Raw genomic sequence first — 14,226 nt, 5'->3', positions numbered from 1 at the left:
CGGGGSCGCCCCGAAGGTGCGGCGCCGACACGTCAGATCATCTCTTCGGCACCTTTGCCGCCCAGCACGATTTCGCCGGCTTCGGCCATGCGGCGGGCGATGGTGAGGATTTCCTTCTGCGCGGTTTCGACGTCGCTGACACGCACCGGGCCCTTGGCCTCGAGGTCGTCGCGCAGCAGCTCGGAAGCCCGCTTGGACATGTTCTTGAAGATCTTGTCCTTGACCTTCTCGTCGGCGCCCTTGAGCGACACCACCAGGACGTCGGAGGACACCTCGCGCAGCAGCGCCTGGATACCGCGATCGTCGACGTCGGCCAGGTTGTTGAAGACGAACATGAGGTCTTCGATCTGCTCGGACAAGTCGCCGTCGATATCGCGGATCGCGTCCATGAGCTGGCCTTCCACCGAACTGTCGAGGAAGTTCATGATGTCCGCGGCACGCTTGATGCCGCCCAGGGTGGTGCGCGCGGCATTCGAGTTGCCGGAGAACTGCTTCTCGAGGATCTGGTTGAGTTCCTTCAGCGCCGCCGGCTGCACGGTGTTCAGCGACGACACGCGGAGGATAATGTCGAGGCGCACCTTGTGGTCGAAGTTGCCCAGCACCTCGCCGGCCTGGTCGGGGTCGAGGTAGGCCACGACGATCGCCTGGATCTGCGGGTGCTCGTAGCGAATGACGTCGGCGACGGCGCGCGGCTCCATCCACTTCAGGCTGTCCAGGCCGCTGGTGTTGCCGCCCAGGAGAATGCGGTCGATCAGGCCGTTGGCCTTGTCCTCGCCGAGGGCCTGGGTGAGCATCTTGCGGATGTAGCCATCGGAGCCGACACCCAGGCTGGTCTGGTCGCCGACGATCTCGACGAACTCGCTCATGACCTGCTCGACCTGCTCGCGATGGACGTTGCCCATCTGCGCCATGGCCACGCCCACCCGCTGGACCTCTTTCGGCCCCATGTGCCGCAGTACCTGCGCGGCGTCGGTCTCGCCCAGCGACAGCAGCAGGATGGCTGCCTTGTCGACGCGGGTGAGCTTGGAAGTCAGGGCTCGATTGTCACTCATCGGCGTTGATCCACTCTTTCACGACCTGGGCCACGCGACCCGGGTCTTCTGCCACCAGACTCTTGATAGCGTTGAGCTGGGCGTCGTAACCCTCGCTCGGACTAGGCAAGAGGATGCTTTGCGGACCACCCAGGCTCACCCGGTCGTTGGCCAGTTCGCCATCCAGACCGATCATGCCGCCCAGTTCCATGTCGCTGTCGCTGCTCGACTGCTTGCCGTTGCCGGTGATGTTGTTGAGCACCGGACGCAGGACCCCGAACACCAGCACGAGGATGAACAACACGCCGAGCACCTGCTTGACGATGTCCCAGAACCACGGCTGCGAGTAGAACGGAATCTCGGCGATGGCCTCGCCGCGGTCGGCGGCGAACGGCACGTTGATCACGCTGACGCTGTCGCCGCGGCTGGCGTCGAAGCCCACCGCGTCCTGCACCAGGCGGGTGAAGCGCGCCAGGTCCTCGGCACTCCACGGCGCGGTGGTGGTGTTGCCGTTGGCCGGGTCGATCTTGATCTGGTCGTCCACCACCACCGCGACCGACAGGCGGGTCAGGCGACCCTGCTGCTGGCGGGTGTGGCTGATGGAGCGGTCCAGTTCGAAGTTCTTGGTCGATTGCTGACGCTTGTCCGCCGGATACGGCGCGAGCATCGGCTGGCCGGTGGCCGGATCCATGACCTGCTGGCCGTTGGCATCGAGCAGCGGTTGACCGGGCTGGATCGCCGCGGCCGCGCCGGCGGCGCCGCCACCGGTGGTCTGCGGCGCGGAGGCCGGGCCCGGCGGCTGGTTGCTCAATGCCCCCGGAACGCCTTGCGGGCCCGAGCTGCTGGAGCGCTGTTCGTTGACCGACTGCTCGCTGCGCAGCGCCGGCTGGTCCGGGTTGAACTGTTCGGAAGTGGATTCGACGGCGCTGAAATCGACGTCGGCGGAGACTTCGGCCTTGTAGCGGTCGTTGCCCAGCACCGGTTGCAGGATGTTGTGCACCCGCTGGGTCATCAGGCCTTCCATGCGCCGGGAGTAGTCGAACTGCTTGCCGGCGACGGTGAGCTCGGTGTTTTCCAGCTGGCTGGAGAGCAGGTTGCCCTTCTGGTCGACCACCGTGACCTGGGACTTGTCCAGTTCCGGCACGCTGGTGGCCACCAGGTTGACGATGGCCATGACCTGACCGGCTTCCAGGGCACGGCCCGGGTACAGCTCGACCAGCACCGAAGCGCTCGGCTTGCGCTCGTCGCGCACGAACACCGAGCTTTTCGGGATCGCCAAGTGCACGCGGGCGGCCTTGACGTTGCTCAGGGCCGAGATGGTCCGCGCCAGCTCGCCTTCAAGGCCGCGACGGTAGCGGGTGGCTTCCATGAACTGGCTGGTGCCGAGGCCCTGCTCCTTGTCGAGGATCTCGAAACCGACGTTGCCGTCGCTCGGCGCCACGCCGGCGGCGGCGAGCTTCAGGCGCGCGCGGGAGATGTCGTCGGCCTTGACCAACAGCGCACCGGAATTGGGCTCGACGTTGTAGGGAATGTCAGCGGCGGCCAGGGTTTCCATGACCTGCTTGGTGTCCATGCCGTTGAGGCTGCCGTACAGCGGACGGTAGTCCGGCTGCTGCGACCAGAGGACCACGGCGAAACCGATGGCGACGCTGGCGGCCAGGCCGACCAGCAGGCCGATCTGCCGCAGCATCGGCATCTGCGAGAGGTTTTCCAGGAACGACATGCCGAACAGCGGCGGCTTGGGCGCTGGCGGGGTGCCCTTGGCGGGCACGTTATCGACGACTGCATCGGCCATGAATCAAATCCCGCCTTAAACCGGCATCTGCATGATGTCTTGATACGACTGGACCAGTTTGTTGCGCACCTGAGTCAGCGCCTGGAACGACACGCTGGCCTTCTGCGAAGCGATCATCACGTCGGTCAGGTCGACCCCGCTCTTGCCGATCTCGAAGGCATTGGCCAGTTGCGAGGAGGCCTGCTGGGTGTCGTTGACCTTGTTGATGGCCTGACCCAGCATGTCGGCGAAACTGCTCTGCCCCAGTTCGGCAGGCGACTGCACGGCCTTCGGCGCCGACATGGCTTCCGCCTGCATGGCGCGCATGTCCAGCATCAACCGATTGAATTCAACACCTTGGCTCATGAACTTCTCTCTCCGACGGCCCGCAGATTTTTGACACTCTTGCAGCGGATGAACAGGACTTAGCAACAAGAGTGCCAGCTAGCCCCGACGATGTTGCAAAACGCTCACCCGCCGTCCTCAAAGCCCCGTGGCGTAAAGGCTGGCCTCGACATCCATGCCTGCGTCGCGCATCTGCGCCAGTTTGTAGCGCAGGGTCCGCGGACTGATGCCCAGGCGCTCGGCGGCTTCCTTGCGGCGGCCGCGCTCGGCGCGAAGGGTGTCGATGATCATCTGGAATTCATGCCGGCGCAAGTCGTCGCCCAGCCCGCCCGGCTCCTGGTTTTCCGCCAGCGACGGCGGCGCCAGCGGCAGCGCGGGTCGTGGCGCCAGCACCGGCAGCACGCCGGCCAGGCAGAAGTCCGCCGCGGCGATCAGCCCACCCTGCTGCAGGATCAGCGCACGCTGGATGGCGTTGTCCAGCTCGCGCACATTGCCAGGCCACGGATAGCCCTGCAGGCAGGCCTTGGCCTCCTCCGAGAGCCTGACCGGGGCGTGCTTCATTTTATTGACGTGGCGCAAGAGCAGACGCTCGGCCAATGGCAGAATATCGGCGCTCCGTTCTCTCAGCGGACGCCACGCCAGCGGGAACACCGACAGGCGATAGAACAGGTCCTCACGGAAGCGCCCCGCCGCCACCTCCCCCGCCAGGTCGCGGTTGGTGGTGGCGACCACGCGGATATCCAGGGCAATCGGCTTGCGCCCACCGACCCGCTCCACTTCACGCTCCTGCAGCACGCGCAGCAGCTTGGCCTGCAGCGCCAGGGGCATCTCGGAAATCTCGTCGAGCAGCAGCGTGCCGCCATCGGCCTGCTCGAACTTGCCCGCCTGCGCCGCGATGGCGCCGGTGAACGAACCCTTCTCGTGGCCGAAGAGGGTGGCCTCGAGCATGTTGTCGGGAATCGCCGCGCAGTTGATTGCCACGAACGGCTGGCTGGCCCGGGGCGATTGCTGGTGGATGTAGCGCGCCAGCACTTCCTTGCCGGTCCCCGACTCGCCGGAAATCAGCACGGTGGACTCGCTGCGCGCGACCCGCGCGGCCAGTTCGAGCAATTGCGCACTGGCCGGCTCGCAGGCCACCGGGCCTTCGGCATCGACGGCGCTGGCGGCACCGAGGGCGTGGCGCGCGACCAGGTCGAGCAGGGCACGCGGCTCGAAGGGCTTGACCAGATAATCCGCGGCGCCCTGGCGCATGGCATCCACCGCGCGCTCCACCGCGGCGTGGGCGGTCATCAGCAGCACCGGCAGTTGCGGCTGCACGGCGCGCAGGCGGGCGAGCAACTGGTGACCGTCCATGCCGGGCATGTTGACGTCGCTGACCACCAGGCTGAAGCCTTCGGCGCCGACCATGTCCAGCGCCTCTTCCGCGCAGCCGGCGGCACGCCAGGCGAAACCGCCCAGCTCCAGGGTGTCACCCAGGGCCTGGCGCAGGGCGCGATCGTCCTCGACCAGAAGTACCTTGATCACGCTCATGCCACACCCTCCGGCGCCGCGCCGATCAGCGGCAGGCTGACCACGGCGCAGGTGCCACGGCCCTTGCGCGAACGCAGGTGCAACTCGCCCTGGTGCGCCCGTGCAACCGCCTTGACCACCGCCAGGCCGAGGCCGGTGCCGGTGGATTTGGTGGTGACGAAGGGTTCGCCCAGGCGCTGCAGCAGATCGCCGTCGATACCCGAACCGGCATCGCTGACGCACAGCCGAAGGCTGTTGTCGCGCCGGTACAGATGAACCTTCAGGCGGGCGCAACCGTCGCTGGCCTGCAGTGCATTTTCGATCAGGTTGAGCAGCGCACCGACCAGGGTGTCACGGTTGCACAGCAGCTCGCCCAGGTGGCTGTCGCACTGCCAGCGCACCGCATGGCCGTGGACCTGGGTCTGCGCCGCCTGCTGCAGGGCCTGGAACAGCGCCTTCGGGGTCAGGCGGTCGGTCAGCGGCAGTTCGCCGCGGGCGAACACCAGCATGTCGCGCACCTGGTGTTCCAGTTCGTGCAGGCGCTCCTTGAGATTGCCGGCGAAACGCTGCCGGGTCTGCAGCGGCAGGTCCTGCTCGGCCAGGTGACTGGCGTAGAGCAAGGCCGCCGACAGCGGCGTGCGGATCTGATGGGCGAGCGAGGCGACCATGCGTCCGAGGGTCGACAGCCGTTCGTGGCGGGCGAGCTGATCCTGCAGATGGCGGGTTTCGGTGAGGTCGTTGAGCAGCACCAGTTGGCCCGGCTCGGCATCCAGCGAACGGGTGGCGATGGACAGACGACGGCCATCGCGCAGGGAAATTTCATGGCCATCGTCTTCGCGCGGGGCAAAGCAGCGGGCGATCACCTGGCGCCACAACTCCCCCACCAGCGGCTCGCCAAGCAGCTCGCACGCCGCCGGGTTGGCTTCATGCACCAGGCCATGGCCGTCGATGACGATCACGCCGCCAGGCAACAGGTCCAGCAGGTTCTGCAGGCGGTTGGCCAGACGCTCCTTTTCCGCCAGCTCGGCCATGCGCTGGGCACTGACCACCGCCAGCTCGCCCTTGAGCTCGGTGACCCGCGCTTCGAGCAGGTCGTAGGACTGGCTGAGCTGGGTGGACATCTGGTCGAACAGGGCAAACGCCTGCTCGAGACCGACGCGACTCTGCTGCTCGGCAGCTTCCGCGCGTTGCGGCTCAAGGGAAGAAGTGGCGGCGTGGGGCATCGTGCTCTCTCGCATGGCTTACCGTCATAAAACGGTATGTTGGGAGCGATATAGCAATAGCCATGCCGGAAATTTTTCCGTCATCTCGGACGATCAGCAGGAAATGCCGGTCAAGGCCCGCAGGCATGGGCCTTGACCGTACAAATAGAAAGGTCTATCGGCCGCCGATGAAGACGGCGAGTGCCGAACAGGCGTCAATCCTCCGCCTGTTCGTCTCCGTCGCGACGACTCATGCCGTACTTGCGCATTTTTTCCACCAGCGTGGTCCGGCGAATCCGCAGGCGCTCCGCGGCGCGCGCGACGATACCGTTGGCGTCGTCCAGTGCCTGCTGGATCAGGCCCTGCTCCAGGCTGCCGAGATAGTCCTTCAGGTCCAGGCCTTCCGGCGGCAGCATGGCGCTGGTCGGGAAGCTCGGCGAATGACCGTTGATCGCCACGCGCTCTTCCAGATCGTTGCGCAGGCTGTCGACCAGTTGCTCGTCTTCGTCATCGACGTAGCGGAATTTCTTCGGCAGCTCGGCAACGCCGATCACGCCATAGGGATGCATGATCGCCATGCGCTCCACCAGATTGGCCAGCTCGCGGACGTTGCCCGGCCAGCCATGGCGGCACAGCGACATGATCGCCGCCGAGTTGAAACGGATCGAGCCGCGCTTCTCGTGCTCCATCCGCGAAATCAGCTCGTTCATCAGCAGCGGGATGTCCTCCACGCGCTCGCGCAGCGGGGCCATCTCGATGGGGAAGACATTGAGGCGGTAGTACAGGTCCTCGCGGAACGAACCGACCTCGATCATGCTTTCGAGGTTCTTGTGGGTCGCGGCGATGATGCGCACATCGATGCTCTGGGTCTTGTTGCTGCCGACCCGCTCGAACGTGCGCTCCTGCAGCACGCGCAGCAGCTTGACCTGCATCGGCAGCGGCATGTCGCCGATCTCGTCGAGAAACAGGGTGCCGCCGTTGGCCAGCTCGAAACGCCCGGCGCGGCTGGTGATCGCCCCGGTGAAGGCGCCCTTCTCGTGACCGAACAGCTCGCTCTCCAGCAACTCGGCGGGGATCGCCCCGCAGTTGACCGGGACGAACGGCGCTTCGCGGCGCTTGGAGTGATAGTGCAGGTTGCGCGCGACCACTTCCTTGCCGGTACCCGACTCGCCGAGGATCAGCACGCTGGCGTCGGTGTCGGCCACCTGCTGCATCATCTGCCGCACATGCTGGATCGCCCGGCTGGTGCCGACCAGGCTGCGGAACAGGTTCGGCTCGCGCTGGCGACCGCGCTCACGCGCCTGGTCGTACATCTCGCGATAGACCTGGGCACGATGCAGCGAATCGAGCAGGTTGCTGTAGCTCGGCGGCATTTCGAGGTTGGAGAGGACGCGACGGCGCAGCTCTTCCGGCAGCTCCAGCGAAGAAAATTCGCCTAAAAGCAAAACCGGAAGGAACTCATCCCAGGCAGCCACTGTCTTAAGCAAGCCCAGAAGACTGGCCGGGGCATTCACGGTCCCGACGAGCACACAGAGAACTTCGCGACTGGACGACAACGACTCGACCACCTGCTCCCAGTCATGGCTGGAGCACGGCAGATTTTCTTCCCCAAGAAAATTCAACACCACCGCCAGGTGACGGCGGCGAGCAGCATCGTCATCGATCAGGAGAATTTTGGTTTCACGCCACATGCAATAGCAACTTCCCTAGTCAACTCGAGACCCTTCGAAGGGCATGCTCGACATCATTCCGACTGAACGGTCAGTGTTCCGACGTCTGAAATTAGAAAACAGCCACTAGTTAAGTCAAAAAACCTTTCACAGTCAAATTTATGGCGCGTAACTGATTTTCGATCAACCGTCAGCGGTACAGATGGTATACCTTTGTCGCCTGCTGCGCCTGCTTGATCTTTGACATCTCGTCGGCAATCGCCTGACGCTCTTCCGTCGCCACATCGATCAACTGCCGATAGACCCCGAGCAGATCCTGCAGATTGTCCCGCAGGGCTTCCTCGTCGACCACTTCCGCGCTCATCACCTCGTCCATGCAGGCACGGCAAGCCTGGTCCAGCTCACCTACCGCTTCCCAGTCGCGCTTGGCCAATGCACCGACCAGCGCCTCCCGGGTTTCCTCGATTCGCTTGAGCACAGCACTCATCACGATACCCTCTATCGCAACTGGTTATTGTGGGGCAACCGCGTCCCAGCCTTCCTTGACCGTGGTCAACAAATCGCTCACTTCGTCGAGCGCGGCGATATCGTTTTTCAGGTTGGCGTCGGTCAGACGACGGGTCATGTAGAGATAGAGGTTGTCCAGACGCTCCAGTTCCGGCGTCATGTTGTCGCGATCCAGACCCTCGCGCAGACCACCGACGATGCCGATGGCCTTGCCGATGGCAATACCCTTGCCGGCGATATCGCTACGCTCGAGGGAGCCCTTGGCCTGGGCGATACGGTCCAGACCGCCTTCCATCAGCATCTGCACCAAACGGTGCGGGCTGGCTTCGGACGTCTGCGCCTGTGCACTGATTTTCTGATACTGCCGAAGGGCCAACATCGGATTCATTGCGTGTACCTCACCAAAACTCGATTGTCTCTATGACAGGGCTATCGGCCCCGCGTCAAAAAACTTTAGGGAAAATGCAAAAAGCCCGACATGCTGGAATGGCACTGCCGGGCTTTTGGCGTCACGCGGCGAATCAGGAGTTTTTCTGCCGCGCCGACATCGCGTCGAAGATGGACGTGATGTTATCACGCTGGGCATTGAGCCTGCCGACCAGGGTGTCCATGGTGTTGTACTTCTTGGTCAGCGAAGTGGTCATCGCCTCGATCCGCGCATCCAGGTTCGACTGCTGCAACGACAGCTTCTTCTTGGCGCTCTCGAGGATCTTCGAGCGGTCGGCCAGCAGACCGTCGGTCGCGGTGAACGGCTCGAGAGCCTTGGTCATGCGATTGGCCAGGCCATTTTCGCCAGAGAACATGCCCTGAATCTCGCCGCCCAGCTTCTGGGTATCGATCGCCGCGGTGAACTTGGTGCTGTCGAACTCCAGCAGACCGGTGCTCTGCACGGTGTTGATACCGAGCTGCGAAAGCACCTTCAACGTACCATTGCCGTTGCCATTGGGCACCACCAGCTCGTTGCGCAGCGCCGAGAGCATGCCGCGAACCATGGAGTCACCCGCCAGCGCAGGCGCGGTACCCATCGTACCGTCCGCATTCTTCGGCGTCTGGCTCATGCCGTTGATGGTGTTCACCAGGGCGTTGTAGGCATCGACGAAGCCCTGCACCGACTTCTTCAGGCCATCGTTGTTGGTACCCACGGTCACCGTGGTCGCGGTGGTCGGCGTCGCACTCTTGGCGACCAGCTCGAAGGTCAGGCCACTGACGGCATTGTCGATCTTGTTCGATTTGCTGGTCAGGTCCATGCCGTCCACGGAGAACGAGGCATCCTGCGCCTTCGCCGAAATGAACCCGGCACCGGCACCCGACATCGCCGTCGTGCCGTTGATCGCCAGCTCGCTGATACCGCTGACGGAGATGTCCGAACCCGCACCGGTGGTGGTCGAGGTCAGGACCAGGCGCGAACCGGTACCATCGTTGATGATGTTGGCGGTGATGCCCTTGGCGGTGAGCGAGCCGTTGATCGAGTCGCGTACCGACTGCAGGGTGGCACCGGCACCGATCTCGACGTTGTAGTTGGTGCCATTCTGCGACACCACCAGGGTGCCCTGGCTGATCGCATCGCTGCTGCTGGCGAAACGCTGGCTGGCCACCTTGGATGCCGTCGCCAGTTCTTTGACGATGACGCTGTAGCTGCCATTCACCGCCGTGGCACCGGCCGTGGCCTTGACGGTCTTGTCGTCGGACGTGGTCGCCGAGTAGGCGATGAACTGCGGCGTGGTCGAGCTGCCAAGCTTCTCCAGCGCGGTCTTGTAGGTCGCCAGGGCGCTCTTCAGGCTGCCGATGGCGGAAATCGACGCGGTATTGGCCTTGGTCTGCCGATCGAGCTGGTTCTGCTTGGGCGTTTTCTCGGCGTTAACCAGGGCTTTGACGATCGCGGTGGTATCCAGACCACTGCCCAGACCGAGGGCCGGTAGAATTGGACTTGCCATTGTTCTCTCCTTGTTGGTTCACGCCAAACGCTTGACCATCACTGCACGAACCAGGGATGTATCAATTTTCGTACCGCTTTCAGACTTTCTCGTTGAAAAGCAGGCTGTTGACGTCTTGCAGGCTCTTTGCGAGTTCCAGCGCGGTTTCGGACGGAATCTGCCGAATCACTTCGCCGCTGTCACGGGCAACCACCTTGACGACAACCGTTCCGGTGGAATCATCCATCGAAAATTCCAGGTTGCGCTGCAACGACTGGACGTAATCCTGTAGCGCTTTCACCGCCGACTGCAGATCGGATGCGGGGCGCTCTTCGCTCTTGTCTACCGCCGTGAGGGCCGGCTTGTTGTTGACCTTGTCGGACGCACCCTGGTCAGCCGTTTTATCCTGCTGGGCCGCAGCTGCCGCTGGAGCCGGGTAAGACGCGCTCAATCTGACGCTCATGTCCATCGCCCATCACCTCCAAAGTAAAAAGCGAGGGAATGCTCGCGCACCCCCTCGCTCTTCATCGTAGCTATTACTGAAGCAGTTTCAGTACAGCGGATGGCAGTTGGTTGGCCTGGGCCAGAACTGCGGTGGACGCTTGCTGCAGGGTTTGCTGCTTGGTCAGCTGAGCGGTTTCTGCGGCGAAGTCGGTGTCCTGAACGCGACCCAGGGCGGAAGCCGAGTTCTCGTTCATGCTCTGCAGGTTGTTGATGGTGCTCTGGAAGCGGTTCTGGATAGCACCCAGCTCCGACTTCTTGTCGTCAACTTTCTGCAGGGCGGCGTCGATGGCGGTGATCGCGCCGTCAACAGCGGTGTGCACTGCGGAGTCGGAAGTACCGGAGATCGCCAGGGCGCCGGTACCAACAGCCAGGGCGGTAGCCGCGAAGCTGGAGGTCATCGAAACGCTCAGGATCTGGCTGGTACCGGTCATCGCACCGACCTGGAACTCCATGGTGCCAGCGGAACCGTTCAGCAGTTGCTTGCTGGTGCCGTAGGTGGTGGAGGTGGCGATACGGGTGATTTCGTCAGACTTGGCCGCGAACTCTTTGTTCAGCGCCGCACGTTCAGTGGTGCCGTTCGAGTCGTTACGTGCTTGCAGAGCCAGCTCACGCATACGCTGCAGGATGTTGGTGATTTCCGACAGAGCGCCTTCAGCGGTCTGGGTGATCGAGTTACCGTCGTTGGCGTTCTTGATCGCAACGGTGGTGCCGGTGACCATGGTCTGCAGCTTGTTGGCGATCTGCTGACCAGCGGCGTCGTCTTTGGCGCTGTTGATGCGCAGGCCGGACGACAGACGGGTCATCGAGTTGCTCAGAGCGTCGGAAGCTTTGTTCAGGTTCTTCTGCACGCCCAGCGAAGTGGTGTTGGTGTTAACGGTTAATGCCATGACGAATTCCTCGTTGGATGGATACTGCGGCTTCCGGCCCTGGCATCCGCCGGGTGTGGCCTAGAGAACCTTCGTAATGTTTATCGTCGGCTTGGCGGGTTGCTTTAGGGGTTTTTCGAAAAAAAATGCCATCACACCGCCACCCCTTGTAAATCAGGCACTTGCCGGGAATGGCCAGCAGCGCAAACGGTCAGCACGATGTGACGGGCATCACGCTTTCAGACGGAAACTGCCTGCTCGATCAAATTCACCAGTTCGTACTCCAGGCTGTCGGCCAGCGCGATCCAGTCCTGGCGCTGCTGGGCCGCCAGCATCTGTGCGAACAGCGTCGCGAACTGCGCCTGCACGGCCGGCGGCGCCGCGGCGAACTGGCACGCGGCGCTCTCCAGCGGCTCGACCATCGCCACCGCCGCCTCGACATCGCGCCCCAGGCGGAACAGGCCGGCACAGCGGCGAAGATGCTCCTGCACAGCGCTCATTGGCAGAACTCCCCGTCGAAGGTCGTGCCAGCGATCGCGGCGCCGGCACGACTGGTATTGAAGAACGCCACCTGTGGATGACGGGCGATGAAACGCTCGAGCTCGATCAGGTAGCCACGGAAGTTGAGCTGGGTACGTACCCGCTGGCCATGACCATCGAGCACCCAGTGCCTGGCCATCGACACCTGCGGGCCGAGCACGCCGTCGTCCCAGCCGGTGTGGGTGCGGTTGCCGGGAAAGGCGAAATCGGCGCCGAACAGGGTGATGCGGCTGACGCCCATCTTCACCGCCAGGTCCGCCGCCGGATGAATGACGCTGCCACCGACGAACAGGTGCCCCCGCGGCAGCGCTTCGCGCACCGGGTCGTACAGCGCGCTGTCGGAGTAGCCGGCATAGCGCGGACCACGCCAGCCCGCCACGGTATCGACATCGAGCATCGGCATGTAGACCAGCGCGGTGCTCGCCGAAGCCTCCGGCGGCAGGTGCTGCAGGCGGATCTTGTGATCGACGCTGACCACGATGTCCGGCTTCACGCCCGCCGCCAGCAGCGGCTTGTAGGCCGTGTCGACGGCAATGAACAGCGGCCGCTGCGCCTGCTCGCGAATGCGCTTCAAGGCCGCCAGGTGACCCTGCAGGGTCGGCCCGGTGGCGATCACGAAAGCGCTCTCCCCGGCCCGGCTACCGAACAGTTGCGCGACATCGCGATCGGCGCGCAGCAACGGCAGGCTGCGCTCCAGCAGCTCGACCAGATGCGGGTCGGCCACGTCGAAGTGGGTGTTGTTGAAAGTCAGGTGGGTTTCGCTGATCAGGCGGTCGCGGATCTTCGCGTTGAAATCGTCGGCCAGGACCAGCTCCGCCGGCAGGGCGAAATACGGCAGGGCGATTTCTGCGCTGTCGCCGGCGTAGTCGAGCTCGATACGCGGATCGGCCAGCCACTGGCGCTGGTCGAGCAGGTGCAGGACCAGGGCGAACAACGCGCCGTTGAGCACATGAACGTGCAGACGCTGCAGCCCGGGACGCTCCAGGAGGATCGTCTGCAGGTCACCGAGGCCGCTGCCATAGACATGCAGCACGGCGCTGTCGGGCAGGCTCGCGGCCTGGAAACGCGCCTCGGCGACGCGGTCATGGCGACTGCTCAGCTGGATGCCGTCGATGCTCAGGGTCGAGCCCTGCCCCTCGACCAGCACGGCGTTGACCCGCTCGCTGTCCTCACGCGCGAGGCGTTCGAACAGCGCCGGCCAGCGCGCCTGGAGAATCCGGGCGTTGTCCTGGAAAAACTCGCTCATCGATGAGCATCCCTGTGCCTGCGAAACGCCCGAGATTACCTCGGCAAAGGCTTCAGGTCACGGCCGATGAAGAATCGCCGAACCCCACGACAGGCCAACGCCGAAACCGCTGATCGCGACGCGCTTCCAGGTGGTGTCCAGGGCGTGCTTTTCCAGCAGCAGCGGGATGCTCGACGACACGGTGTTGCCGGTCTCGACCATGTCCTTGACGAACTTCTCCGGCTTGTCCTCGAAGCGTCGCGCCACGGCATCGACGATCGCCGCGCTGCCCTGGTGAATGCAGAAGGCATCGATATCGTCCGCGGTCAGCTGCGACTGCTCGAGCAGCTCGTGCAGGTGCGCCGGGACCTTGAGCAGGGCGAAGTTGAACACCTGGCGGCCATTCATGAAGAACACCCCGTCCGTCACCTTCAGGTGCGGCGCGCCGGAACCGTCGGTGCCGAACGCCGACTTGCCGAGGGCCCAGACCGGATCCTCGCCCATCCAGGTGGCGGTGGCGGCGTCACCGAACAGCATGACGGTATTGCGATCTTCCGGGTCGACGATCTTCGAGTACGGGTCGGCGGTGACCAGCAGACCGTTCTTCAGGCCCGCGGCCTCCATGAAGCCCTTCAGCGCGTAGATGCCGTAGACGTAGCCGGAGCACCCCAGGGAGATGTCGAAGGCGGCGACATGCGTCGGCAGGCCGAGCTTGTCCTGGACGATGGCGGCGGTGTGCGGCAGGCCTTCGGCGTCACCGTTCTGGGTGACGACGATCAGGGCGTCGATGGCATCGCGCGACAGCGCGGGGTTGGCGGCGAACAGCGCGTTGACCGCCTCGACGCAGAGGTCCGAGGTTTCCTGCTCGTCGCCTTTGCGCGGCAGGAAGGCCGAGCCGATCTTGCCGAGGATGAACTCTTCATCCTTGCCGAACTTGGCGCCTTGTGCGTAGTTGTCCAGGCCGGCGGCCGGAACGTAGCTCGCAATGCTTTTTATGCCAATCATCATGGCTTCCCAATGAAAAACTGCTGAAGATCACCGCTCGCATGATTCGAGAGGCGCCAGAAAACAGGGATTCCCACCGCCCGCTGAACTGGGCGGCAGTGGAAATGGCGGTGACACGGCCCGCTACTTCCATCA

14 protein-coding genes are annotated in these 14,226 nt (G+C 63.9%); all 14 read right to left on the bottom strand.

The window, feature by feature from the left end:
- Positions 1 to 32: 32 nt before the first annotated feature.
- Complete coding sequence (gene fliG / locus RTI28_RS01160) at positions 33 to 1,052, bottom strand: flagellar motor switch protein FliG (RefSeq protein WP_042124624.1); 1,020 nt, start codon at positions 1,050 to 1,052, stop codon at positions 33 to 35.
- Positions 1,045 to 2,826 (bottom strand): flagellar basal-body MS-ring/collar protein FliF, encoded by a 1,782-nt coding sequence (fliF, locus tag RTI28_RS01155; protein ID WP_316918749.1) that lies wholly within the window; start codon positions 2,824 to 2,826, stop codon positions 1,045 to 1,047. Before fliF ends, fliG begins: the two co-directional genes overlap by 8 nt.
- A gap of 15 nt (positions 2,827 to 2,841) precedes the next feature.
- Positions 2,842 to 3,171, bottom strand: a complete 330-nt coding sequence (fliE, locus tag RTI28_RS01150) for a flagellar hook-basal body complex protein FliE (RefSeq protein WP_042124620.1) — start codon at positions 3,169 to 3,171, stop codon at positions 2,842 to 2,844.
- Positions 3,172 to 3,288: 117 nt separating this feature from the next.
- Positions 3,289 to 4,680, bottom strand: a complete 1,392-nt coding sequence (locus RTI28_RS01145) for a sigma-54 dependent transcriptional regulator (protein ID WP_316918748.1) — start codon at positions 4,678 to 4,680, stop codon at positions 3,289 to 3,291.
- Positions 4,677 to 5,882 carry a sensor histidine kinase gene (locus tag RTI28_RS01140; protein ID WP_316918747.1) on the bottom strand — a complete coding sequence of 402 codons (1,206 nt, stop codon included), beginning with the start codon at positions 5,880 to 5,882 and terminating at the stop codon, positions 4,677 to 4,679. The genes RTI28_RS01145 and RTI28_RS01140 overlap by 4 nt, the downstream gene beginning before the upstream one ends.
- Positions 5,883 to 6,076: 194 nt before the next feature.
- Positions 6,077 to 7,552 (bottom strand): sigma-54 dependent transcriptional regulator, encoded by a 1,476-nt coding sequence (locus RTI28_RS01135; protein ID WP_316918746.1) that lies wholly within the window; start codon positions 7,550 to 7,552, stop codon positions 6,077 to 6,079.
- A 169-nt stretch (positions 7,553 to 7,721) separates the two neighbouring features.
- Positions 7,722 to 8,018, bottom strand: a complete 297-nt coding sequence (gene fliT / locus RTI28_RS01130; protein ID WP_316918745.1) for a flagellar protein FliT — start codon at positions 8,016 to 8,018, stop codon at positions 7,722 to 7,724.
- A gap of 24 nt (positions 8,019 to 8,042) precedes the next feature.
- A complete protein-coding gene (gene fliS, locus RTI28_RS01125; protein WP_316918744.1) occupies positions 8,043 to 8,426 on the bottom strand; it encodes a flagellar export chaperone FliS in 384 nt (127 codons plus the stop codon).
- 133 nt (positions 8,427 to 8,559) lie between these two features.
- Positions 8,560 to 9,972, bottom strand: a complete 1,413-nt coding sequence (gene fliD, locus RTI28_RS01120; RefSeq protein ID WP_316918743.1) for a flagellar filament capping protein FliD — start codon at positions 9,970 to 9,972, stop codon at positions 8,560 to 8,562.
- Between the two features lie 79 nt (positions 9,973 to 10,051).
- On the bottom strand, positions 10,052 to 10,420 hold the full coding sequence (locus RTI28_RS01115; RefSeq protein ID WP_316918742.1) for a flagellar protein FlaG: 369 nt from the start codon (positions 10,418 to 10,420) through the stop codon (positions 10,052 to 10,054).
- 67 nt (positions 10,421 to 10,487) lie between these two features.
- A complete protein-coding gene (locus tag RTI28_RS01110; protein WP_042124605.1) occupies positions 10,488 to 11,342 on the bottom strand; it encodes a flagellin domain-containing protein in 855 nt (284 codons plus the stop codon).
- 218 nt (positions 11,343 to 11,560) lie between these two features.
- A complete protein-coding gene (locus RTI28_RS01105) occupies positions 11,561 to 11,821 on the bottom strand; it encodes a hypothetical protein (RefSeq protein ID WP_316918741.1) in 261 nt (86 codons plus the stop codon).
- Entirely contained in the window at positions 11,818 to 13,107 is a 1,290-nt protein-coding gene (locus RTI28_RS01100; protein ID WP_316918740.1) for a motility associated factor glycosyltransferase family protein, read from the bottom strand. The genes RTI28_RS01105 and RTI28_RS01100 overlap by 4 nt, the downstream gene beginning before the upstream one ends.
- A 57-nt stretch (positions 13,108 to 13,164) precedes the next feature.
- Positions 13,165 to 14,091 (bottom strand): ketoacyl-ACP synthase III, encoded by a 927-nt coding sequence (locus RTI28_RS01095; protein WP_316918739.1) that lies wholly within the window; start codon positions 14,089 to 14,091, stop codon positions 13,165 to 13,167.
- Positions 14,092 to 14,226: the final 135 nt, after the last annotated feature.

This window comes from Pseudomonas sp. zfem002 (assembly GCF_032621685.1).
GTDB classification, from domain to species: domain Bacteria; phylum Pseudomonadota; class Gammaproteobacteria; order Pseudomonadales; family Pseudomonadaceae; genus Aquipseudomonas; species Aquipseudomonas japonica.
Note: the sequence above shows the minus strand (reverse complement) of the source record. Positions and strands in the feature narration are given on the sequence as shown.